Annotated in this window: 23 protein-coding genes; 11 read left to right on the top strand and 12 right to left on the bottom strand. The window is 59.8% G+C overall.

Annotation, left to right across the window (positions count from 1 at the left end; all coding sequences use genetic code 11):
- Positions 1-22: 22 nt before the first annotated feature.
- Positions 23-436, bottom strand: a complete 414-nt coding sequence (locus C4J83_RS28710) for a DUF2269 family protein (protein ID WP_124418687.1) — start codon at positions 434-436, stop codon at positions 23-25.
- Between the two features lie 40 nt (positions 437-476).
- Positions 477-1,991: a threonine ammonia-lyase, biosynthetic gene (gene ilvA / locus C4J83_RS28715; protein ID WP_124418688.1), complete on the bottom strand. Its 1,515-nt coding sequence runs from the start codon at positions 1,989-1,991 to the stop codon at positions 477-479.
- Between the two features lie 137 nt (positions 1,992-2,128).
- Between ilvA and rpiA the strand changes: the two genes are divergently transcribed.
- Both rpiA and C4J83_RS28725 read left to right on the top strand, forming a co-directional pair.
- The gene (gene rpiA / locus C4J83_RS28720; RefSeq protein WP_119737384.1) at positions 2,129-2,800 is read left to right on the top strand and encodes a ribose-5-phosphate isomerase RpiA; all 672 of its coding nucleotides are present in this window, start codon (positions 2,129-2,131) and stop codon (positions 2,798-2,800) included.
- Between the two features lie 366 nt (positions 2,801-3,166).
- Entirely contained in the window at positions 3,167-5,113 is a 1,947-nt protein-coding gene (locus tag C4J83_RS28725) for an autotransporter domain-containing protein (RefSeq protein WP_124418689.1), read from the top strand.
- Here C4J83_RS28725 and C4J83_RS28730 read toward each other — a convergent pair whose 3' ends face one another.
- The 4 genes from C4J83_RS28730 to C4J83_RS28745 all read right to left on the bottom strand — a co-directional run bounded on the left by C4J83_RS28730 (position 5,114) and on the right by C4J83_RS28745 (position 9,397).
- Complete coding sequence (locus C4J83_RS28730) at positions 5,114-6,022, bottom strand: SdiA-regulated domain-containing protein (RefSeq protein WP_106575726.1); 909 nt, start codon at positions 6,020-6,022, stop codon at positions 5,114-5,116.
- 120 nt (positions 6,023-6,142) lie between these two features.
- Positions 6,143-7,066 (bottom strand): SdiA-regulated domain-containing protein, encoded by a 924-nt coding sequence (locus C4J83_RS28735; RefSeq protein ID WP_106575727.1) that lies wholly within the window; start codon positions 7,064-7,066, stop codon positions 6,143-6,145.
- 248 nt (positions 7,067-7,314) lie between these two features.
- Positions 7,315-7,980, bottom strand: a complete 666-nt coding sequence (locus tag C4J83_RS28740) for a fumarylacetoacetate hydrolase family protein (protein ID WP_124418690.1) — start codon at positions 7,978-7,980, stop codon at positions 7,315-7,317.
- A 22-nt stretch (positions 7,981-8,002) separates the two neighbouring features.
- Positions 8,003-9,397 carry an FAD-binding oxidoreductase gene (locus C4J83_RS28745; protein WP_106575729.1) on the bottom strand — a complete coding sequence of 465 codons (1,395 nt, stop codon included), beginning with the start codon at positions 9,395-9,397 and terminating at the stop codon, positions 8,003-8,005.
- Between the two features lie 226 nt (positions 9,398-9,623).
- Between C4J83_RS28745 and serA the strand changes: the two genes are divergently transcribed.
- Positions 9,624-10,853 carry a phosphoglycerate dehydrogenase gene (gene serA / locus C4J83_RS28755; RefSeq protein ID WP_010167810.1) on the top strand — a complete coding sequence of 410 codons (1,230 nt, stop codon included), beginning with the start codon at positions 9,624-9,626 and terminating at the stop codon, positions 10,851-10,853.
- A gap of 63 nt (positions 10,854-10,916) precedes the next feature.
- On the opposite strand, the gene C4J83_RS28760 is transcribed toward serA, so the two are convergent.
- Positions 10,917-11,357, bottom strand: a complete 441-nt coding sequence (locus tag C4J83_RS28760; RefSeq protein WP_106575730.1) for a DUF4399 domain-containing protein — start codon at positions 11,355-11,357, stop codon at positions 10,917-10,919.
- Between the two features lie 134 nt (positions 11,358-11,491).
- On the opposite strand from C4J83_RS28760, the gene C4J83_RS28765 reads away from it, so the two are divergent.
- Complete coding sequence (locus tag C4J83_RS28765) at positions 11,492-11,986, top strand: transporter substrate-binding domain-containing protein (protein WP_124418691.1); 495 nt, start codon at positions 11,492-11,494, stop codon at positions 11,984-11,986.
- 102 nt (positions 11,987-12,088) lie between these two features.
- On the opposite strand, the gene C4J83_RS28770 is transcribed toward C4J83_RS28765, so the two are convergent.
- Positions 12,089-12,583, bottom strand: a complete 495-nt coding sequence (locus tag C4J83_RS28770) for a 2-thiouracil desulfurase family protein (protein WP_124418692.1) — start codon at positions 12,581-12,583, stop codon at positions 12,089-12,091.
- A gap of 2 nt (positions 12,584-12,585) precedes the next feature.
- Positions 12,586-13,218, bottom strand: coding sequence for a 2OG-Fe(II) oxygenase (locus C4J83_RS28775; RefSeq protein WP_124418921.1), 633 nt, complete (start codon positions 13,216-13,218; stop codon positions 12,586-12,588).
- Between the two features lie 131 nt (positions 13,219-13,349).
- On the opposite strand from C4J83_RS28775, the gene C4J83_RS28780 reads away from it, so the two are divergent.
- A complete protein-coding gene (locus C4J83_RS28780) occupies positions 13,350-14,102 on the top strand; it encodes a DUF2059 domain-containing protein (protein ID WP_106575734.1) in 753 nt (250 codons plus the stop codon).
- Between the two features lie 105 nt (positions 14,103-14,207).
- On the opposite strand, the gene bipL is transcribed toward C4J83_RS28780, so the two are convergent.
- Positions 14,208-15,149: a phospholipase BipL gene (gene bipL, locus C4J83_RS28785; RefSeq protein ID WP_124418922.1), complete on the bottom strand. Its 942-nt coding sequence runs from the start codon at positions 15,147-15,149 to the stop codon at positions 14,208-14,210.
- Positions 15,150-15,248: 99 nt separating this feature from the next.
- On the opposite strand from bipL, the gene C4J83_RS28790 reads away from it, so the two are divergent.
- The 6 genes from C4J83_RS28790 to C4J83_RS28815 all read left to right on the top strand — a co-directional run bounded on the left by C4J83_RS28790 (position 15,249) and on the right by C4J83_RS28815 (position 20,256).
- A complete protein-coding gene (locus C4J83_RS28790; RefSeq protein ID WP_119737369.1) occupies positions 15,249-15,833 on the top strand; it encodes a DUF6436 domain-containing protein in 585 nt (194 codons plus the stop codon).
- A gap of 493 nt (positions 15,834-16,326) precedes the next feature.
- Positions 16,327-17,706 (top strand): S-type pyocin domain-containing protein, encoded by a 1,380-nt coding sequence (locus C4J83_RS28795; RefSeq protein ID WP_164487964.1) that lies wholly within the window; start codon positions 16,327-16,329, stop codon positions 17,704-17,706.
- Entirely contained in the window at positions 17,703-17,975 is a 273-nt protein-coding gene (locus C4J83_RS28800; protein WP_119737366.1) for a colicin immunity domain-containing protein, read from the top strand. The genes C4J83_RS28795 and C4J83_RS28800 overlap by 4 nt, the downstream gene beginning before the upstream one ends.
- Before the next feature lie 291 nt (positions 17,976-18,266).
- Entirely contained in the window at positions 18,267-18,623 is a 357-nt protein-coding gene (locus C4J83_RS28805) for an EamA family transporter (protein ID WP_053258538.1), read from the top strand.
- Positions 18,623-19,036, top strand: a complete 414-nt coding sequence (locus tag C4J83_RS28810) for a DMT family transporter (protein WP_124418694.1) — start codon at positions 18,623-18,625, stop codon at positions 19,034-19,036. The genes C4J83_RS28805 and C4J83_RS28810 overlap by 1 nt, the downstream gene beginning before the upstream one ends.
- Positions 19,033-20,256 carry a DegT/DnrJ/EryC1/StrS family aminotransferase gene (locus C4J83_RS28815; protein ID WP_124418695.1) on the top strand — a complete coding sequence of 408 codons (1,224 nt, stop codon included), beginning with the start codon at positions 19,033-19,035 and terminating at the stop codon, positions 20,254-20,256. The genes C4J83_RS28810 and C4J83_RS28815 overlap by 4 nt, the downstream gene beginning before the upstream one ends.
- Here C4J83_RS28815 and C4J83_RS28820 read toward each other — a convergent pair.
- Complete coding sequence (locus C4J83_RS28820; protein ID WP_124418696.1) at positions 20,234-21,112, bottom strand: hypothetical protein; 879 nt, start codon at positions 21,110-21,112, stop codon at positions 20,234-20,236. The two genes, C4J83_RS28815 and C4J83_RS28820, sit on opposite strands and share 23 nt — an antisense overlap.
- On the bottom strand, positions 21,109-22,215 hold the full coding sequence (locus tag C4J83_RS28825; protein WP_124418697.1) for a GNAT family N-acetyltransferase: 1,107 nt from the start codon (positions 22,213-22,215) through the stop codon (positions 21,109-21,111). The genes C4J83_RS28820 and C4J83_RS28825 overlap by 4 nt, the downstream gene beginning before the upstream one ends.
- Between the last annotated feature and the right edge of the window lie 90 nt (positions 22,216-22,305).

Here is a 22,305-nt window from a genome sequence, read left to right on the forward strand (position 1 = left end):
GCAGCCGACGCGGTTTAAAGCCTTAAACCGGCTTGGCGCCCATCAACCCGGCAATCGCCACAAACCCCACCAGGCTGACCACCGCCAGCACCAACGTGAAATTCAGGCTACCGCCCTCGCCTTTACGCAGGCGATTAAGCCGCGCCACCAGCCAGAACCAGGCCAGCGCCGCCACGGTGTAGAGGATGCTGGAGCCCAGAATCCAGGTTTGCCCCAGCGGCCAGCCGATCAGGTGCGCCAGCCACCAACCGGTAAACGGCATACTGACCATGCACACCCCCATCAGCAACCACACAAACGCCCACGGGCGTTGCACGGTAGCGGTCGGACCGGCGCTGCGTTTGCGCCAGGCCAGTACCGCCAGGCCCAGGCCGCTGAGCAGCAGTAACACAGTGGCGGTGATGTGGATCACCTTGAGGGTGGTCAGCGTTTCCATGGTCTTGATTCCTTGAAGGCCGCTCAGTCAGCGTAGTCGCTTAACCGAGGAACAGCTGGTAGGCCGGGTTTTCGCTTTCATCCCAGTACGGGTAGCCGATTTGCGCCAAGGCCGCCGGCACCAGATGGCGCTCGTCCGCCGGCACTTGCAGGCCCGCGACCACACGGCCATCGGCCGCGCCATGGTTGCGATAGTGGAACATCGAGATGTTCCAGCGCCCGCCCAGTTTGTTAAGAAAGTTGAACAGCGCGCCCGGACGCTCCGGGAACTCGAAACGGAACACCAGCTCATCGCTGACCTTGGCCGCGTGCCCGCCGACCATGTGGCGGATATGCAACTTGGCCAGCTCGTTCTCGGTCAGGTCCAGCACCGGGAAACCCTGACTGGTGAGGCTGGCGATCAGCGCGCTGCGCGGGTCGTTTTCCGGGTGCGTCTGCACGCCGACGAAGATGTGCGCCTCCCGGCCGGAGTGATAACGGTAGTTGAATTCGGTGATCTGGCGCTTGCCCACAGCCTCACAGAACGCCTTGAAGCTGCCCGGCTGCTCGGGAATGGTCACGGCGATGATGGCTTCGCGGCCTTCACCCAGCTCGGCGCGCTCGGCCACGTGGCGCAAGCGGTCGAAGTTGACGTTGGCGCCGGAGTCGATGGCCACCAGGGTTTGACCGGTGATGCCCCGCGTTTCCACGTATTTCTTGATACCCGCCACGCCAAGTGCGCCAGCAGGCTCGGTGATGGAGCGCGTGTCGTCGTAGATGTCCTTGATCGCCGCGCAGATTTCATCGGTGCTGACGGTGATCACTTCGTCCACATAGTCTTTGCAGATATCGAAGGTGTGCTGGCCGATCTGCGCCACCGCCACGCCATCGGCGAAGATGCCGACGGTTGGCAGCACCACACGCTCGCCCGCCGCCATGGCGGCCTGCAGGCAGTTGGAGTCATCCGGTTCGACACCGATGATCTTGATTTCAGGGCGCAGGTATTTCACGTACGCCGCGATACCGGCGATCAGTCCGCCGCCGCCCACCGGTACGAAAATCGCGTCCAGCGGCCCAGGGTGCTGACGCAGAATCTCCATCGCCACGGTGCCCTGCCCGGCAATGGTGTGCGGATCATCGTAGGGGTGAATGTAAACGTAGCCTTTTTCGTCGACCAGTTTCAGCGAATACGCCAGCGCTTCCGGGAAAGAATCTCCGTGCAGCACCACTTTGCCGCCACGCGAGCGCACGCCTTCCACTTTGATTTCCGGGGTGGTCTTGGGCATCACGATGGTGGCCTTGACCCCCAGCACCTTCGCCGCCAGGGCCAGGCCCTGGGCGTGGTTGCCGGCAGACGCGGTGACCACGCCGCGCGCACGTTCCTCGCTGCTCAGTTGGGTCAGCTTGTTGTAGGCGCCGCGAATCTTGAACGAGAACACCGGCTGCAAGTCTTCACGCTTGAGCCAGACCGTGTTGCCCAGCCGCTCGGAGAGCTGGCGCGCGGTCTGCAAGGGGGTTTCTACGGCAACGTCGTAAACGCGCGAGGTGAGGATCTTTTTGACGTACTGTTCAAGCATCGGCGGGAATCACTGAGCAGGTTGGGCAGGGCCAAGGAGTCTAACCCGGCTTTTGGCCGGGCGACCACACGAATACCGAGGTTTTGTTGGGTTATACTCGCCGCCCTCGATAACTCCCCGCCCGTTCCGGAGCCCGCATGACCCAGGATCAACTCAAACAGGCAGTGGCCCAGGCCGCCGTCGATTTAATCCTTCCTAAACTCGACGACAAGAGCATCGTCGGTGTCGGCACCGGCTCCACCGCCAACTGCTTTATCGATGCACTGGCCCAGCACAAAGGTGCATTTGACGGCGCCGTGGCCAGTTCCGAAGCCACCGCCGCACGCCTCAAGGGCCATGGCATTCCGGTGTACGAGCTCAACACCGTGAGCGACCTGGAGTTCTACGTCGACGGCGCCGATGAAAGCGACGAACACCTGAACCTGATCAAAGGCGGTGGCGCAGCCTTGACCCGCGAGAAGATCGTCGCGGCCGTGGCCAAGACCTTTATCTGCATCGCCGACGCCAGCAAGCTGGTGGCGGTACTCGGCGCATTCCCACTGCCAGTGGAAGTCATCCCGATGGCCCGCAGCCACGTAGCTCGCGAGCTGGTGAAGCTGGGCGGCGACCCGGTGTACCGCGAAGGCGTGTTGACCGACAACGGCAATATCATCATTGATGTGTTCAACATGCAGATCACCAACCCGGTGGAGCTGGAGACGCAGATCAATGCGATCGTCGGCGTGGTGACCAATGGGTTGTTCGCCGCGCGTCCGGCTGATGTGTTGCTGCTGGGCACTTCTGAAGGCGTGAAAACCCTGAAGGCTTAAAAACCGCGAATCCCCCTGTGGGAGCCGGGTTTGTGTGGGAGCGGGCTTGCTCGCGAATGCGCTGCGTCAGTCGCTGGATCAGTGGCCTGACACACCGTCTTCGCGAGCAAGCCCGCTCCCACATTTGCTATGGGCTGGCCTCGATAGTTATGTAACAAAAACGCTACTTTTCGCTGCATCCCCTCGCCAACATCGTGCGCCACCTCGCGGTATCTCACACCTCACTCAGTATCAAATCCGTTACAAATTACAGCCAGGCGACTCACGCGTTTAACAATGCGCCACTTTGCAGTCGCTCAAGGAATGAGGCGCGCATTGTGCAATGGGTCTGGGCTTGACCTTCCCCATCACCTCAAGGACGACCTTGTGATAAAGCCCCTAGCCCTCGCGATCAGCGTGGTCGGCAGCCTGCTGTCGACACATACCCAGGCCTACGATTACGGCCAGCACGCCAACACCACCCTGGAAAAGCTGATCAACGATTACCCCGGCCGGTATCGCGGCACCGCCAATTTCGCCGGCGCAGCAGATTGGATGCAAAGCCAGATGGGCTCGGCCTATAGCCTCAGTCGCCAGAACTTCACCTGGAACAACGGCACTCGCGCCTCGCAAAACGTGGTGGCCTACGCCGCCGGCACCACGCCGCGGTACGTGGTGATTGGCGCGCATTTTGACACCTACTTCGGCCGCCCGACCCTGCAAGGCCTGGACGACAATGGCTCCGGCGCCAGCGTGCTGACCGAAGTGGCGAAGAACCTCGGCGGTCTGCAACTGGAAAACGGCCTGCAAATCGTCGGCTTCGGCGCGGAAGAGGAAGGCCTGCGCGGCTCCAAGGCGTTTGTCGACTCACTCAGCGCCAGCCAGCGCGCGAACATGCTGGCAATGATCAACCTCGACAGCCTGATCACCGGCGACATGATGTACGCCCACGCCGGCCAGAACAGCACGGCCAACCCCGCCCTGGCCTCGCTGCGCGAACACACTTTCCAGATCGCCAAGGAATTGAACATCCCCCTGTTCACCAACCCTGGCCTGGACCCGCAATACCCCAAGGGCACCGGCTGTTGCAGCGATGGCGAGCCGTTCGAGCCGCTGAAAATCCCGATTCTGTATATCGAAGCCACCCACTGGGAGCTGGGCGACCTGGACGGCTACACCCAAACCAACAACCCGAAAATTCCGGGTGGCTCGACCTGGCATGACCCGGCCGAGGACAACAAAGCCGTGCTCACCGACGCCTTCGGCCAGGCGCGCATCGACCAGCGCCTGCGCGACTATTCGCGCCTGCTCAGCCGCCTGGTGCTGGAGCTGACCAACGCCGACCTGATGGCCTCGACTGCCTCCGGCGGCGCCGTTGCACGCAACATGCAGGACAACCTACAGCGCCAGCACCAAGCCATGGTGCGCCTGCATGATCGCCGCTGGCTGAGCTTGCAAGCAGTCAGTCGCGAGGTTGGCAGCTTTGACGGCGAGGTTGGCGTGGACGGTGAATACACCCCGAACAGCGGCTTCGACAGCCCGCTCAACCCTGAGGCGCGGCGTTTGGGCGTGCATGCGCTCGGCGACTACCAACTCACGCCCAGCCTGAACATTGGCGCCAGCCTGAGCTACCTCAACGGTCGCGACAAACTAGAGCACCGCGGCAAACTCGACAGCGACACCTGGCAGGCCGCGGCCTACGCCTTGCTCAACGACGGCGGGCCGAGCTGGCTGGCCGGCGACCTGAAAGTCGGTCGTACGCGCTTTGATGCCAAGCGCAACTTGTTGATCCAGGCCAATGGCGGCCCGGTCTTGCTCAATCAGCAACTGAGCGGCAACACCGACGCATTGTCCTTGGGCGCGCGTGTCCTGGGCGGCTATGACTTCGACGTCGGCGCGGTCAAGAGCGGTCCGTTTGCCGGTCTGGATTACAGCCACTCGCGCATCGATAAATTTCACGAAAAACAAAACCTGCGCACGGCGCTTGAGTACCAGGAGCAATCTTTCGACTCCCTGGAAGCCAGCTTCGGTTGGCGCGTGCGCGGTGCCGTCGCCCTGCCCTATGGTTTGAGCCTGCTGCCTTACGGCGACATCGCCTGGGTCAAGGAATTGGCTGATGGGCGCCTCGACGACTTGCAATTGACCGCCCGCGCCGACGGCCGGGCGCGCACCGCCAAACTGGGCGCCGTGGACAAAAGCTTTGGCCGCGCCCAAGTCGGCAGCCAGCTGGCGATCACCCCGCAACTGGGCGTTTACGCCGAGGTAAACAGCCGCCTGGGGCATGCCGAAGGCAGCCAGACCGGCTATTCGCTGGGTGTGCAGTGGATGTTTTGATCAGGGTTTCTTGAACACGTAAAACAGGTTCGGCTCGCTGACGAGGTACAAGCTGCCTTCGTCGTCCATGGCGATGCCCTCAGCCTGAGGCACACGTTTTTGCAGGCCATGGCGCCCGTTGAGCAGAGAAAGGCTGCTGAGCGGGCGACCGTCGATGTCCAGCTCCAGCACCAGAAACGACTCATCCGACAGCGCCAGCAGATGGCCGCTGCGCTCGTCGTATTGCAAACTCGACAGATCGCGTACAAACAGTCCGGCATCGCGCTTGGGGTTATTGATGACGTGCACCGAGTAGGTTTTTTCCGGCTTGAAATGAGGGAAACCGTGCACCTCGTAAATCAGCATCGGGTCACGTTCCTTGGCCACAAACAGGCGCTTGCCGACCGAATCGTACGCCAGGCCCTCGAAACCCTTGTTGCCGCCCATGTGTAAACCCAATGTCATCTGCTCCGCATCGGCGGCGTCGAGGAACTGGGTGTCGTCGTTCACATGCACTTTGATCAGCCGCTGCTGATGCTCATCGCTGATCACGTAGATGTTATCGCTGATGAACTCCACGGCCTCGGCATCGCCAAAACCCACCAGTGGAATGCGCCGCAAAATCTTGCCGTCCAGGGACAGCTCGACCAGCTCGGCGTTTTTATTGGTGACGGTAAACAGGCTTTTGCGCACCGGGTCATAGGTGAGGGCCGAGACATCATCGTCGAGGCCTTCGATCACCTTGGCTTCCAGGCTGACGCGATAATCGGCCAGGCCGATGGAGCGCTCATCGGCCGGCTGGCGCCAGGCCTGCCAGTTAAACCATGCGCGCTCGAACAGACGCAATTGCTGTGCGACCACACCGGCGGCCACCAGGGCGATCAGCAGCACAGTAAAAAACGCGGGTTTGGGGCGGGCGAATCGACGCATCAGGGCAGCTCGAAGTCAAAAAGTGGCGAATGAATATCACGCCTGTCTGAATTTAAACTTAAACGCTGCCGGATGTCTGGCGAATGCCGCTATTGGAGAAATGCCCGACGTAATGGTGGGTTATTTTTGTTTTTCGAAACGGTAGAACAGGTTCGGCTCACTGACCATGTACAAGGTGCCGCGCTCGTCCATGGTCACGCCTTCGGCACGCGGAATGGTGCGCTTGAGGCCGTTGAAGCCGCCGAGCAAGGTCATGAAGCTGACTTGCTCGCCCTTTTCATCCAGCTCCAGCAACAGGTGGGAGTCGGCCGACAATGCCAGCAAGTGGCCGGTACGCGGGTCCACGGCAAGGGCCGACAGGTTGCGCATGTCCAGCTCGGTGCTGGCGAGTTTTTGCTTGTCGCCTGTCAGCGTGGCGCCATCACTTTTCCAGGTAAACAGCGCCGGTGGGCGCTCCTCGCCCAGCACGAGCTGTTGATTGCGTTTGTCCCAAGTGATGCCTTCGAAGGCTTTGTTCTGATCCTTGGACGGGCCCAGGTCGTAGCTCTTGAAGTCAGCGATATTCAGTTGCTGGGTGCCGGCATCGACTTTCACCACGGTGAGCGTGTGCATGCGCTCATCGACAATGGCCATCAGGCCGTTCTCCATCATCGTCAGGCCTTCCGGGTTGTTCCAGCCGTTGAGTGGCATCTTGCGCAGCACATCGCCTTGCAGGCTCAACTCAACCAGGAACGGGTTTTTGCCCATCACGGAAAACAGGGTTTTGGTCTGCGGATTGTAGGAAAGATCCGAAGCCTCATCCTTCTCCATGCCGGGCAGCAACTTGCCGTCAATGACCGCATGGTAGTCCGGCAGCCAGACGCTGGCTTGCTGCTCAGCCGGCGTCTCAAAGCGTTCCGCCACCCACAGTACGCCACGATCATCCCAATGCATGAGCCAGGCAACGCCATACACAATCGCCCCGGCGAGGAACAGCCAGGAATACCAGCGCAGGGCAAAGCGTGAACGGGGCTTGGGTGCAGCGGAGGGCAAAGTCACGGCCATTGAGCGCTTTTCCGGAAAGTCAGCGTTAGGTGATAGCACAGGATCAGCGGGCCCGCGCGCAGGAGGGTGTGGATTATCCGGATGGCGTGTGAAAAAAATGCAAAAGCAGGGATTCAGAATGTATGAAGATCCAATGTGGGAGCGGGCTTGCTCGCGAATTAGCAGTGTCAGTCACCGAATGTATTGACTGGTACACCGCGTTCGCGAGCAAGCCCGCTGCCACATTTTTTACTGCGCTTGGCCAGGAGTCAGCGAACGCTGCTTTCGAAACGGCTCACACCCGTCAACTCCAGCACCAGCTCGTCACCCACGTTCAACGGACCTACGCCCGCCGGGGTGCCCGTGAGAATCACGTCACCGGCCTGCAGCGAGAAGCAGCCAGCCATGTGCTGGATCATCGGGATAATCGGGTTGAGCATCTGCGAGCTGTTGCCGTCCTGGCGCACTTCGCCGTTGATGGTCAGGCGAATACCGATATCGGTCACGTCCGCAAAGGTGCTGCCGACCACGAACGGTGCAATCACTGCCGCGCCATCGAACGACTTGGCGATTTCCCACGGCAGGCCTTTGGCTTTGAGCTCGGCCTGTTTGTCGCGCAGGGTCAAATCCAGGGCCGGCGCGAAGCCGGAGATGGCGTCCAGCACTTCTTCACGGCTGGGTTTGTTCGACAGGGGCTTGCCGATCAACACCGCGATTTCCGCCTCGTAGTGCACCGAACCGCGTTCGGTAGGGATGGCGAAGCCGCCTTCCAGCGCGACCACGCAGCTGCCCGGCTTGATGAACAGCAACGGTTCGGTGGGCACCGGGTTGTCCAGTTCCTTGGCATGTTCGGCGTAGTTACGCCCGATGCACACCACTTTACCCAGGGGAAAGTGGATGTTGGTGCCGTCGACGTACTTGTGCTGGTAGCTCATGAAACGACTCCTACAGGGGCGATTAAACAGCGAAAATCTTGCCAGGGTTCATGATCCCGTTAGGGTCGAACACCGCTTTGACTGCCTTCATGTATTCGATTTCAACCGGCGAGCGGCTGTACGTCAGGTAATCGCGCTTGGTCATGCCCACGCCGTGTTCGGCGGAGATCGAGCCGTTGTACTTCTCGACGGTTTCGAACACCCACTTGTTGACGGTCGCGCACTTGGCGAAAAACTCGTCCTTGCTCAGGTTTTCCGGCTTGAGGATGTTCAGGTGCAGGTTGCCGTCGCCAATGTGGCCGAACCAGACGATTTCGAAGTCCGGATAGTGTTCGCCGACGATCGCGTCGATTTCCTTCAAGAACGCCGGCACCTTGGAGACAGTCACCGAGATGTCGTTCTTGTAGGGCGTCCAGTGGGAAATGGTCTCGGAGATGTACTCGCGCAGCTTCCACAGGTTGTGCAGTTGGGTTTCGCTCTGGCTCATCACGCCGTCCAGCACCCAGCCCTGCTCGACGCAATGCTCAAAGGTTTCCAGGGCGTGGTTGGCCACCTCTTCGGTGGTGGCTTCGAATTCCAGCAGCGCGTAGAACGGGCACTCGGTGTCGAACGGTGCCGGCACGTCGCCACGGCCCATGACCTTGGCCAAGGCTTTGTCGGAGAAGAATTCGAAGGCGGTCAGGTCCAGCTTGCTCTGGAACGCGTGCAGCACCGGCATGATCGAGTCGAAATCCGTGGTACCAAGCACCATGGCGGTGAGGTTTTTCGGCGCACGGTCCAGACGCATGGTGGCTTCGACGACAAAGCCCAAAGTGCCTTCAGCGCCGATAAACAGCTGGCGCATGTCGTAGCCGGTGGCGTTCTTGATCAGGTCGCGGTTCAGTTCCAGCACATCACCTTTACCGGTGACCACTTTCATGCCGGCCACCCAGTTACGGGTCATGCCGTACCGAATGACCTTGATCCCGCCGGCATTGGTGCCGATATTGCCGCCAATCTGGCTCGAACCGGACGACGCGAAATCCACCGGGTAATAAAGGCCCTTTTCTTCAGCGACGTTCTGCAATTGCTTGGTGACCACGCCCGGCTGGCACACGGCGGTGCGGTCGGTGAGGTTCACCTCGAGAATCTGGTTCATGTAGTCAAACGACACCACCACTTCGCCATTCGCCGCCACCGCCGCAGCCGACAGGCCTGTGCGGCCGCCGGAAGGCACCAGCGCAACCTTGTGCTCGTTGGCCCAACGCACGATGGCTTGCACCTGCTCGGTGGTCTTGGGAAACACAATGGCGCAAGGCGCGGGTGCGAAGTGCTTGGTCCAATCCTTGCCGTAAGCCTCCAGGGAGTCTGCATCGGTCAGCACTTTGCCAGGCTCAACCAGGGTCTTCAGCTCATCAATCAGGGCAGGATGGGTCATCGACAGAACTCTCGAACAATTCATGGTCATCCTGAGAACGCTTCACGTCGCAGGAATGGGTGTTTAGCGGGGCACGTATGCTAGCATACCGCCCCCGCAGGACAGAGCCCAAGGGCGTTTCTGCGGTGACGGCTTTCCTGCCGTCCGGGTCAGCTCTTGTGCACTGATTCAAGGCACTAACTGCTCGATTCCCTGCCATTTTTCTCCGGGATACAGGTTTACGCAGATGAGCAAGACTTCTCTCGATAAGAGCAAGATCAAGTTCCTTCTTCTGGAAGGCGTCCACCCATCGGCTGTCGACGTACTGAAGGCCGCTGGGTACTCCAGCATTGAGTACATCACCAGTTCTCTGCCGGAAGCCCAGTTAAAGGAAAAGATCGCCGACGCGCACTTTATCGGCATTCGCTCCCGCACTCAGCTGACCGAAGAGATCTTCGACCACGCCAAGAAACTCGTGGCTGTCGGCTGTTTCTGCATCGGCACCAACCAGGTCGACCTCAACGCAGCGCGCGAGCGCGGCATCGCGGTGTTCAACGCACCGTACTCCAACACCCGTTCCGTTGCGGAGCTGGTATTGGCCGAGGCCATCCTGTTGCTGCGCGGCATCCCTGAGAAGAACGCTTCCTGCCACCGTGGCGGCTGGATCAAAAGCGCGGCCAACTCTTTCGAAATCCGCGGCAAGAAGCTGGGTATCGTCGGTTACGGCTCGATCGGCACGCAACTGTCGGTTCTGGCCGAAGGCCTGGGCATGCAGGTGTTCTTCTACGACACCCTGACCAAGCTGCCATTGGGCAACGCCACTCAGGTGTCGAGCCTGACCGAGCTGCTGGGCATGTCCGACATCGTCACCCTGCACGTACCGGAAACCGCTGAGACCCAGTGGATGATCGGCGAGAAGGAAATCCGCGCCATCAAGAAAGGCGGCATCCTGATCAACGCTGCACGCGGCACCGTGGTTGAGCTGGACGCCCTGGCTGACGCGATCAAGGACAAGCACCTGATCGGCGCCGCGATCGACGTGTTCCCGGTGGAGCCACGCTCCAACGATGACATCTTCGAAAGCCCGCTGCGTGGCCTGGACAACGTGATCCTGACCCCGCACATCGGCGGTTCCACCGCTGAAGCCCAAGCCAACATCGGCCTGGAAGTGTCGGAGAAGCTGGTCAAGTACAGCGACAACGGCACCTCGGTGTCCTCGGTCAACTTCCCGGAAGTGGCGCTGCCCGCTCACCCTGGCAAGCACCGTCTGCTGCACATCCACCAGAACATCCCTGGCGTGATGATGGAGATCAACAAGGTCTTCGCGGAAAACGGCATCAACATTTCCGGTCAGTTCCTGCAGACCAACGAGAAGGTCGGCTACGTGGTCATCGACGTCGACGCCGAGTACTCGGACCTGGCGCAAGAGAAGCTGCAGCACATCAACGGCACGATTCGTAGCCGCGTGTTGTTCTAAGGTTTCGACGCAGCATAAAAAAGGGAGCCCCGCGGGGCTCCCTTTTTCACATCTGAACAAATCTTACTTGACGTTAACCGTGATGACTTTCGAGGCTACAGTCGGGTTGAACTGCATGTGCAGTTTGTCGCCGGCTACCAGCTGCAAGGTGTGCTTGCCAGGGGTGAGGGTCAGCTCGGTTTCGGTCTGGGCCTTGCCGTAGTGAATCACGGTGTCGGTGGCCGGGATCGGCACGCTGGCGTCAGGCAGCTCTTTCTGGTCAATCAGCAGGTGGTGGTGGCCGGTGCCTGGGTCCTGGCTGGTGGCCGGGGCCAGTTTCAGGCCTTCCATGCCGAATTTAACGGTGAAGGTTTTATCGACAGTGGCGCCGTCTTTTGGCGACACGATAAAGACTTTGGCGCCTTCAGGCGGCGCGCTGCGTGGGATACCGTCAGCAGCGGTAGCCAACATCGAAGCACCCAGCAGAACGCTGGCCAGGGTGGCACGGGACAAAAAGGCTTTCATTCGCTTCTCCAGTTTTTCTATGAAATCTGTAGGGTTATGACAACTTCGCGACAAATTGCTGTCCAAGGCACTCAACACCATAGCAAAGCGATGCTGAACGGCCCCTCGCGTAGACGAATTCATCAGGAGCGACCATGCGCTTTTCGCCTGGCCTTGTACTTTTGCTGCCCCTTCTGAGCCCATTGGCTCACGCCGAATTGATTGATGATGTGTTTGATCGTGGCGAACTGCGCATCGCCCTGGAGGCCAACACGCCGCCGTTCAACTTCAAGGACGGCGACAAGCTCACCGGCTTTGAAGTGGAACTGGGCGAGCAGCTGGCGAAGGAAATGGATGTACGCCCCTCATTCATCACCACCGATGACGCCGACATGCTGCCAGGCGTTGAAACCGGCAAGTACGACGTAGCCATCAACCATATCGCTATGACTGCCGAGCTGCAGGATCGTTTCGATTTCAGCGATCCCTACAAGGAAACACCTGAGCTGGCCATTCCATTCCAAAAGGGCAACCCGGCGTTCAAAAATAGCCTGGACAAGGCGCTGCAGCAGGTGAAGGCGGATGGTCGCTTGAAGGCGATGACGCAGAAGTGGTTTGAAGGCGACACACCGGTCTTCAAGACACCCTAGATCAATAGTGGGAGCGGGCTTGGCCGCGAAGACGGAGTGTCAGTACCCGAAACGGTGACCGACATACCGCCTTCGCGAGCAAGCCCGCTCCCACATGTTGATTCAGGTGAGGGTTGCGAGTTGGGCCAAGGCCGCAGCTGCCTCAGGCAACTCCAGCTCGCTGAACACCAACACCCCGTGGCGCTTGAGCAACGCCGCCGTCACGCCTTCGCCGCTGACCTTTACGCCAGTGAACGTGCCGTCATAGGTCAGCACGTTGCCGCAGGACGGGCTATTGGCCTTGAGAACGGCGACACGGATAGTGTGGCGTTGCACCAGCGCCAGGGCTTGGCGGGCGCCATCGAGAAAGGCGGCGCTGAAGTCTTCACCTTCAGCGGTCAGCACCTGGGCACGGCCCTCCCACACATCGATGCCCTGCCCGCCCGGGATCTCGGCAGAGGGCCGGGGCGTCGGCAAACCGCCAGACACTTCCGGGCAGATCGCAACCACACGGCCTTCAGCCTGCCACGCCGCCAATTGATCGAACGGGCCGCTGGCGCCGCCGTCGTAGCGCACTTTGTGCCCGAGCAGGCAGCGACTGATCAGAATCTTTTCCATGTTTAAAACGGCTCGTTACCCCGCCGGCGAAACCAGCCGGTCAGGGACAGGCGTTCGCGCGTGGCGGGCAGGACTTCGTGGGGCACCTCCCCGGACAGGAACACCACCAGGCTACCGCCGGAGGGCACCACGTCGTATTCGACGCCGCCCTTGAGGTACATGCGCAACTGGCCGCCATGCTCGGGCAGCCAGGCGTCGTTCAAGTAGACCACCGCCGAGACCATGCGCCGGTCATCGTCGCGAAAACGGTCCAGATGCTTGAGGTAAAACGCACCCGGCGGGTACATCGCAAAGTGGCTTTCGAAATCTTCCAGGCCCAGGAACAGCCCGCGGTTCATGGCCGACCGCAGGCTGTCCATTACGCCCATGTAGGTCTCGCAGACCGCTGCATCACCCTCTTCCAACCACTGAATATGATCACCGCGAATGCCCTCGCGAATCTCCTGAGCCGGCCCGCGTCCTACAGCTGCGGGTGCCAATTCCCCCTCAGCCGCACGTTTACGGCACTCAGCCGCCAGTTCCAGGGTCAGAGCCTGGGGCAGGAAGCCGTTCTGCTGCGACCAGCCTTTTTCGGCCAGGTCGTCGACAATGCGTTGCAGCAGGGGATGATCGAGGGGTATTTGCATGGCGCGCATAGTATCCATACGCCTGTGAATCCGACAGAGCCGCCGAGCGTCTGAATACACTTTAGTCAGGTGACCGATAGGATTTCTCGACAAATCCTACGCCCGACACGGACAATAGTGGCCGACTGACAGGAGTCCATATGCGTCGTTTGTTTTTTTCCGTGCTGATGTTCTGCGTTTTGCCCGCTTGGGCAGACGGCCATGACCAGTTGTACAAGGTCGCCGGCTGGGCTGAACAGCGTGCGCATTTCAATGACGCTCTGAGTGCCGCTCAGCAACGCTACCGCAACAGCCTGCCGCCGGCGGTGTACCAGGCACTGGTGGACAACAGCAATAAACGCTTTGCCGCCCAGGCCGTGGACCAGCGTGCCGAGGCGCAATTGCGCAAAAACCTGGCGGACCCGAAGCCCGCCCTGGCGTTTTTCCAATCACCATTGGGCCGCAAGATTGTCGCCGCCGAGTTGCTGGCCACGCGCCGCGACCAGTTGGCGAAAAACGCCCAAGGCCTGCCGCACATCGAGGCCGATGCCACTCGCAGCCTGATCATCGGCCACCTGGCCCAGGCCCTGCCTGCCCGTGAAGCCGGTGCGGAAGTCAGCCTGGCGATTGCAGGTGTGGCCGCCGACAGCTTGAGCCAGATGATTCCGGGCCTGTTGGGCGGCGGTCAGGCTCAAGGCATGTTGAATGGTCAGCGTGAGCGGCTGATGCAGCAGATCGGCAACGACCTGAACAACACGCTGCTGTATGTCTATCGAGATTTGTCTGATCCGGAGCTGGAGGAATTCGCCACGTTCGCGGAGTCGCCGGAGGGTCGGGCGTATTACAAGGCGGCGCTGGCAGCCATTCGCGCAGGACTTGCCGTCGGCCAGAGCACTTCCAGCCTGTCGCAGTAACCAATGTGGGAGCGGGCTGGCTCGCGAATGCAGTGTGTCAGTTAGCAAATTAGTTGACTGACACTCCGCATTCGCGAGCAAGCCCGCTCCCACATTTGGATGGTGTTACTTCAGGTGGTCCGTCAAATAACGGAAGTATTCCTCACGAATCTCCGCAATCTCATTCGCCAAATGATGCCTGCCACGCGGGATCATCAACACTTCAGGCTGATCAAACTTGCCCCGCAGCACTTGCAGGTTGTGCTGCCAGTCCACCGTCATGTCTTCCTCACCCTGCACAATCACCGGCCGCCGCGAACTGCGCGGTGCGGCTTCGATGCGCTTGATCCAGCGTGCCAGTGCGCCCACCCAGGCGGTCGGCAAGTGGCGCGGCTGCAGCGGGTCAGCTTCCAGGAACGGTTTGAACGCAGGGTCGTGGGTGTTCTCGCTGAACCGCCGCGCGATGCCTTTGACGAAGGGCCGCAGCAAGTAATAGCTGACTTGCGACCAACCCCACGCACGCGGACGCACCAAGGGTGACAGCAGGAAGGTCTTGCCCTGCGCCGGGCTGTCGGCGCCGTGATGGAGCACATGGTCCACCACCACTGCGCCGCCGGTGCTTTGCCCGAACAGATGCCAGGGCTGCGGCAGCTGCAGCGCCGTGGCCTGGGCAAACAGCGCCTGCACCACGTTCTGATACACGGCAAAATCATCGATGCTGGCGCGCGCGCCGCTGGACAGGCCATGGCCGGGCAGATCGCAGGCAATCACCACACAGCCCTGGTCCAGCGCCCAGTCCACCACATGGCGGTACAGTCCCATATGGTCGTAGAAGCCGTGGAACATGAACATCGTCGCCACGGGCTGGGGTGGCCACCACACCTGCGCCACCACTTGGAAGCCATCCACATCGAAACGCCCCAGGCGGCTCGCCGCCGGTACCTTGCGCGCGGCCAGGTCCAGCCCGTAGAAACGCTGGTAGACCCGCGCCTCGGCGCTGAGCGGTTGCGCATCCACAAGTGGCCGCAAGCTTTCGCGCAGATGATCGGGGTCAAAGCTCACAGGCATAAAGGGTTCCAGACTGACGGTGAAGATGAATATCGAGCGGTGATATTCATCTGTCAGGACAAGCATGGCAAGCTACGCGACCTTCGAGGATTGATCTGAATGCGACAGCCCTACCGTTCCGCCCTGTTCGCCAGCCTGATCCTGGTCATCTGCGCCGGCGTGCTGTGGGCGGCGTATGACTGGTTCCAGGGCCGCTACCTGCGTGCATTCAGCGAACACACGGCGGTCTTCTCCGGCGACGCGTTGCGCCTGCCCGCCGAACTCTCAGGCCCCGGCCCGATCCGCCTGGTGCACTTCTGGGACCCGGCCTGCCCGTGCAATGTCGGCAACCAGCAACACCTGGGCGGGTTGATCGAGCACTACGCGCCCCAAGGCGTAGAGTTCTACGCCCTGCAAAAGGCCGGCAGCCACGGCCAACTGCCCGACAACCTGCGCAAAATGAAAACCCTCCACGCCCTGTCCGGTGCCGAGCAGATACCGGCCACGCCTGCCGTCGGAATCTGGGATCGAAGCGGCAAACTTGCGTATTTCGGGCCCTACAGCGAGGGGCTCACGTGCAATTCCAGCAACAGCTTCATCGAACCGATCCTGCAAGCCCTCGAGGCCGGGCGCGAGGTCGATGCCACCCATACGTTGGCCGTGGGCTGCTATTGCGAGTGGCGTTCGGCGCCCTCTGCCCCCTAAGACTTTACGCAACCGGTCATTCATCCACTAACCCTTCCCCCGCCTCTGCCTAAGCACGAAAGTTAATAGAAACGCCTCCACACAATTACTCGACGCATTCACAACTTGGCTGCACTAGAGTGCAGATGCTCACCTCTTAAAGAGCGAACAACTAACTTTATATACACGAGCATGGAATGGCTCGTGCTGGCACGTCAAATGAGGGAACGCATCAATGCCATATAGACCCGGAGATACTGTTTTCCTTGGAGAAACAAGGATAACTGCTTATAGAGAGCAAACATTTGGCCCAAATAACGGAGGTGGATATGACGATTTCTCAGGCAGCCGAGAAGCACGAAGAATCGGTTCCGCAACCCGTAACTAAATTCTGGAAAAGTTTCCACCGCTCGTCGCGGCCGCAGTAAGAAATCAAGAAACACTCTATTCAACCAGCCTGGGGGCTCTGGCCACATCCATAGATGACAGTCTTTCTGCCCTAAGGGAAAAGATGGTGACTTCTGCCTTAACGGCTATCGAGGCGTTAAATCAGGAACGATCAATCAGAGAAACACTGCTTGCTGAAAAATCAGCAGCGATAACAACGCAGATAGCCACTGCAAACAGCTATTACCGCTCCAACTTCTTTAGCCGGCGCGTCAGCGACTTCATGAGAATAGCTATCTCCGACAGCATGATTTTTGCCAACCCAGACAAAAACTTCCAAAATTGGCAAAACTCCTTACACGCCGCCTATGCTGCCAAACTCCTGAATGATGAAATCACGTACCTGACACAACAGATCGCATGGCTGACGGCTCAAGTCGAACAGGCCAAGGCTGCTGAAGCTGCCGAGCAAGCTCAACTTTTAGCGCAGGCACAGACCCGCCGGGCGGCAAACACGTTCAGGGTTTCCGCGCTGCCGGTAGGTGCGCAACTCAGTACCACAGCAGGCTCAATTGCTATCACGGCTGGCTCTTCGCTAACGCTGGATACAGCCATTCAAGCGGCGATCCAGGCCCTGAGAGGGCTTGCCGCAACCGTACTGGACCGGGCAACAGGAGTGGGCATTGGCTTACTGCTGTATTCACCGGCACTGGGTAACAGCGACCTTTACCCAACGGCAATGAGCATTCCTGCCGCAGGATTGGCACCGCAACTGCCGGGCAACCTACCGGAAATCGCCGCCGCTGGCGGGACTGTGGATATGCCGTATCGTATTTACGGAGACCGCACCCAGTACTCCCTGATCGCAACCCCTGTCGGCGATAGAGCTGCAGCAAAGGTGCCCGTAAGGGCGCTGACACTGGACCCTTCGCTCAACGCCTACACCTTCACCTCAGCCGACACACCACCTCGAACACTGGTGTTTCCCATTGCGGCACCCGGCAACAGCTCGACCACATCCCCCGCCCAACCAATGGATGTGCCTGTCTATTCAGGTGTTACGTTGACACCGATCACGGCGACGACCGAAGTGCTGCCAGCGGTTGACCCGCTGGATATACGAGATGCAATTTATGTGTTTCCTGCGGGGTCGGGTATTGCGCCTGTATATCTCGTATTCAGTGAATCGCTCGACGCAGGCCGTTTCACCCGAAAACAGCTGGACAAAAAGTATCTAAAACACGCTTCTGACTTTGGCATTGATGATACTAGGAAGAACAGTGCTACCTTGACCAAATTCAGGGACGCCATTAATAGGCATCTGGAGGACCAGGAAACCGTCCCAAAAGGAACTTATCTACTAGCAGATGGCTCATCGGTATATTTCAACCCTAAAACTAATAATGTCGTAATACTTGATAAAAATGGCAATTTTTTGTCTGGATGGAAAATTGAGCCAGGCACCCAACAATTTATAAATTATGTTGAGAAAGGAAATTTGAGATGAGCAAAAGCTTAATTGAATTCGCCAGGCATTTCGTCAACTCGGCAATAGATGCAGATACCTTCGCCGCCTCATACATGACGATGTGGAAAGGAGAGCGAGATGCGGGTCTACTAACGACTGACGGAGAGAAAGTCGACGAGGCATCATCCACCATTTTTTCATTGGCTGATTGCTACAACCCAGAGAGTGACCGCGATGAGTACGAACTGGATGAGCTGCAACTTCGCGAAAAAATAAAAAACACTCTGGCGGAATTCAATCTTCAATAACGCCCATTAACACTGAAGAAAACAACTCGGCCCCTTGGGTTACCAGTTATCACTGCGCAAGAGCACAAGTCCCAGTCTTGGGACTTGTACTCTACCGCGCCCGCCTACATCCTCCAGAATCCCTAAGACGCCGTACTGGGCCCAAACCTCATGGTCAGTCGCGGCTAACGTCATGCAACGCGTAGCCCTACCCCAAACTGAACACAGCCTGTTCAAGCGACAAACTCCAATCACCCGATCATTGCGCTGCTGTATCGTACATTTTCAGTGAGATTGTAAGCGTAGGAATACATGAGCCAGTTAACCATCATCCTCTGGATGCTCAACGTTATCGTTGACACGTCCGGCCAGTTGGCCTTTAAAGCCGCCGCTTCGGCCAGCGCCGAGCATGATGGCATGGCCCACTGGAAGCACATGCTCAAGCGGCCGTGGATCTGGCTGGGGGTGATCTGCTACGTCTTCGAATTCGTGTTGTGGCTGGCGTTCCTGACCCTGGTGCCGCTGTCGGTGGGCGTGATGCTGGGTTCGATCAATATTGTCGTGATCATGATTGCCGGGCGGTTCCTGTTCAAAGAGAGCCTGAGCAAATGGCGCCTGATCGGCATCATGCTGATCGCCTGTGGTGTGACAGTCGTAGGGTTTGAATGATGAAACGCTTTTACATCCTGGGTTTTCTCGCGCTGATCATTTTCGACACCTTGGCGCAGGTCAGCTTCAAGTTCGCCTCGGTGCATGCCGAGCCGCTGACCATGGACGCCGCCTGGCTGGTTCGCGTATTTGGCGCGCCGTGGATCTACGGCGCCTTTGTGGGCTATATCGGCGCGTTCTTCACCTGGATGACGCTGCTCAAATACGCACCGGTGGGCCCGGCGTTTGCGGCCTCGCACCTGGAGCTGATCAGTGTGACGCTGATCTCCGTCTGGCTGTTCGATGACACCTTGACCCTGCCTAAAATCATCGGCGGTGCGCTGATTATTGCGGGCATTCTGTGCCTGGCGCGCAGCGAAGACAAAGAGAGCAAACCGGTCGAGGTCGAGCCGGCACAGGCCCCGGTGTCATGACACGCCGATGGGAAATTCCGCCGACCGCAGGGCTCCCTTTGCGCTGGCGGGATTTGCTCGGTTGCTCAGCAGACCTGGCCGATTCGCTGGCTCGCCAATTCTCGATTCCAAAGCCGGCGCTGCCCTGCTCCGGCACGGCGGCGTTGATCATCGCGCTGCGCACCTTGCAGCAGCGCATGCCCGGCCGCACCCGGCTCATCGTGCCGGCCTACACCTGCCCGTTGGTGGCACTGGCTGCGCATTACTGCCCGCCGTTGCGGGTGGTGCCCTGTGATTTGCAACCGGGCGGCATTGACCTGGACGAACAACGACTCCAGCAGCTGTGCGATGAAAGCACACTGGCCGTGGTGGTCACCCACTTGGCGGGGCGCGTGGCAGATGTCGACACCGCCAAACGTATTGCTGACTCAGTCGGTGCGGCGGTCATCGAAGACGCCGCGCAAGCGATGGGCGCACTCGACGATGGCCACAGCGTCGGGCTCAAAGGCGACGTGGGCTTTTTCAGCATGGCGCTGGGTAAAGGCCTGACCACGGCCGAAGGCGGCGTGCTGCTCAGCCGCGACCCGGTGCTGCATCAGGCGCTGCACCGGCAATGCCGGCAGGACCTGCCGTTCAGCCTGCGCTGGGAGCTGCAACGCACCGCCGAACTGTGGGGTTACGCCCTGGCCTATCAGCCGCGCGGTTTGTACTACGTGTACGGCAAAGGGTTGCGCGCGGCGCTGGCGCAAGGCGATGAAGTGGCCGCCGTGGGCGACGACTTTTCGGTCGATGACATCCCGCTACACCGCCTGGGCGCCTATCGCCAGAAGGTCGGCGCCGCCGCGCTGGCTCGTTTGCCCGATCACCTGCAACAAGGCCGCAACCGGGCACTGCACCGCGCCGCACGCTTGAATGCCTTGCCCGGTGTCTCAGTCGTGATGGACCGGCCGGGGCAGCAAGGCACCTGGCCGTTTCTGATGGTGATGATGCCGTCGGCACACATGCGTGATGCGGCGATGACGCAGCTGTGGACCTCAGGGCTGGGTGTGACCCGCCTCTTTATTCACACCTTGCCGGACTACCCGGCCGTGGCCCCGCTGTTACAGCCTGGCAGCGACATGACCCAGGCTCAAGCCTTCGCCACTCGCACGCTGTCGATCAGCAACAGCCACTGGCTGACGGACGCTCTCTTCGAGCACGTATTGGCCCAGCTAAAAGCTATCGTCGCCAGCCCTGATTGATACGCGCCACCAAACGGCTGTTCAGCTCGTTCTGCTGCTGTTGCCAGATCTGCACTTGCGCTTCGGGCAGTTCTTCCTGGCCATCGGAGGCACTCAACCAGCGCTTGAACTTGCTTTCATAGTGGTAGGCCGACACATCGCCGGTGACGTCCGCGCCGATGATCTGGCCCTGGCAGGCGCTGATCAGGTCATTCAAATGCTGCTCGAGGAATTCACCCTGGTCCCAGTTGGTGTTCACCACCTCGGGGCTGAGTACGTCTTTGTCGATCGACAGGTACACCGGCAGCGAACGGTCAAACTGCGCCAGGAACGCGCGCATCAACTCATCCGGGTGGCTGAACGCGCGATTGCTGCGGCCGGCGCCCACCCAATTCATCCAGCGCGTGTCGACGTTGATATTCCAGTAGGTCAATTTGCGCTTGAGCAGCGGCGACCAGTGATTCTCCCAGGCGTGGCCCAGGCCGATGTCCTGCGAGCCGATGCCCAGCACATGCACATGCTCGATTTGCGGCAAACGGCTGGCCCAATAGACCCACGAACCGCAGTGAATGCCAAACGGGTAGCGCATGTTGTCCGGATGGTTGTCGCAGATGATCAGTTGAAACTTCTGCTGCGTGGGCAGTCGGTTCAACAGCAACTGGCTGAGGTGGTGATAGTCGCCACTGCCGGTAAACACACAGCCGTAGTCGCCGGGCATTTGCGCCTGCAGAGCGGTCTCCAGCTCTTTGAACTGCGCCCACCGGCAGCCAAAGCGGATTTTTTCTTGCCAGGCCTGCAACGGCAAGGTGATCGCGCCGGGTATGTCACTGACGGCGCCATCGAAATCCAGAATCAGCGGTGGTCGATCCTGGCTCATGAGGCCTGCTCCTGTTGCCACTGGGCATCGCTTTCAAAGTGATGGCGGAATCGATTGCCCAGCTTGCGCAACAGCGGATTGCGCACCCAGACCAGATGGCGGGTGAAGGTGAAGTCGGCGCCGAGGCTGCCCTTGACCTGCGGGTCGGTCCAGCCGGCCACGTAAAACTTCAGGCCGTTGGCGACTGCGTACTCCAGGTTTACAAACCAACTGACGAAGTACAGGTTGAACTCCAGCGCCTGCGGGTAGTTGAGGCCGATGTACTTGTCGAGCAGCTTGTCGCCCTCCACGTAGCAGAGGTTGTAGCCGATCAATTCGTCGCAGTGCCAGTAGCAGAACACTCGCCCGTTGCTGGCGGCGTCCTTCAATAGGCTGCTGAAAAACTCCGGCGTGAGCAGGTCAAAATGGATCTCGCTTTGGTCGTAGACCGCCCTGTACAGCGCGTATAAGTGCGCCAGCCAGGCAACATCGTTGAAGCGCGCATCGCCGGTGTCCAGGACTTCCACACGCAATGCCTCGCGACTGCGCAATTTGCGTCGGATATTGCGCCGACGGCTGTGAGACAAGCGCGCCAGGTACTCGTCGATAGTGGTGAAGTTGATCGGTACATACGCCAGCGCCTGGCCTTCCAGGCTGATGAAGCCGCGCCGGGTGCAGTCATCGATCAAGTCGTGCGCGTAGCGGTTGTCCGCCTCGCTGAGCAGCGGCGAGTCGCAGGGTACGTCTTTGATCACGGTGAGTTTGCGCTGCGGCGCACACTCATGTTGCAGCCACTGCGCAAGGTCCTGCGGCGACACGCCTTGGGGGAACGGCGAGTATTCGCTGACCGTGGTGCCGACAAAACAGCTGTCGATACGCAGCCACGAATGCCAGAAACGATACCCCGGCCAACCCCGCACACGGTTCACGAACTCATCGTCGGCGGTGGTCAGCAAGTCAAAAGGCGTGAAGAAGTACGGCAGGCCCTGTTCGGACAGGTGCACGTCGAAACCCACTGGCGGGTGCTGCAAAAAGCGCCGGATCAGCGATTGCCCTTCCAGGCAGCACGCGTACGTAGCCTCGGGGCGGCTGGAGTCTGGCAGTGGTTGCGTGGCGCAAGTCATGACAAAAAGCTCAAAGATGACAGGTGGAATAATAGCCTCTTCGGGGTGTTCTCCACTTGAACCTCGGCTGTCGGCAGGGCACATCAGCAT

Origin of the sequence: Pseudomonas sp. LBUM920 (assembly GCF_003852315.1) — a bacterium.
GTDB lineage: Bacteria > Pseudomonadota > Gammaproteobacteria > Pseudomonadales > Pseudomonadaceae > Aquipseudomonas.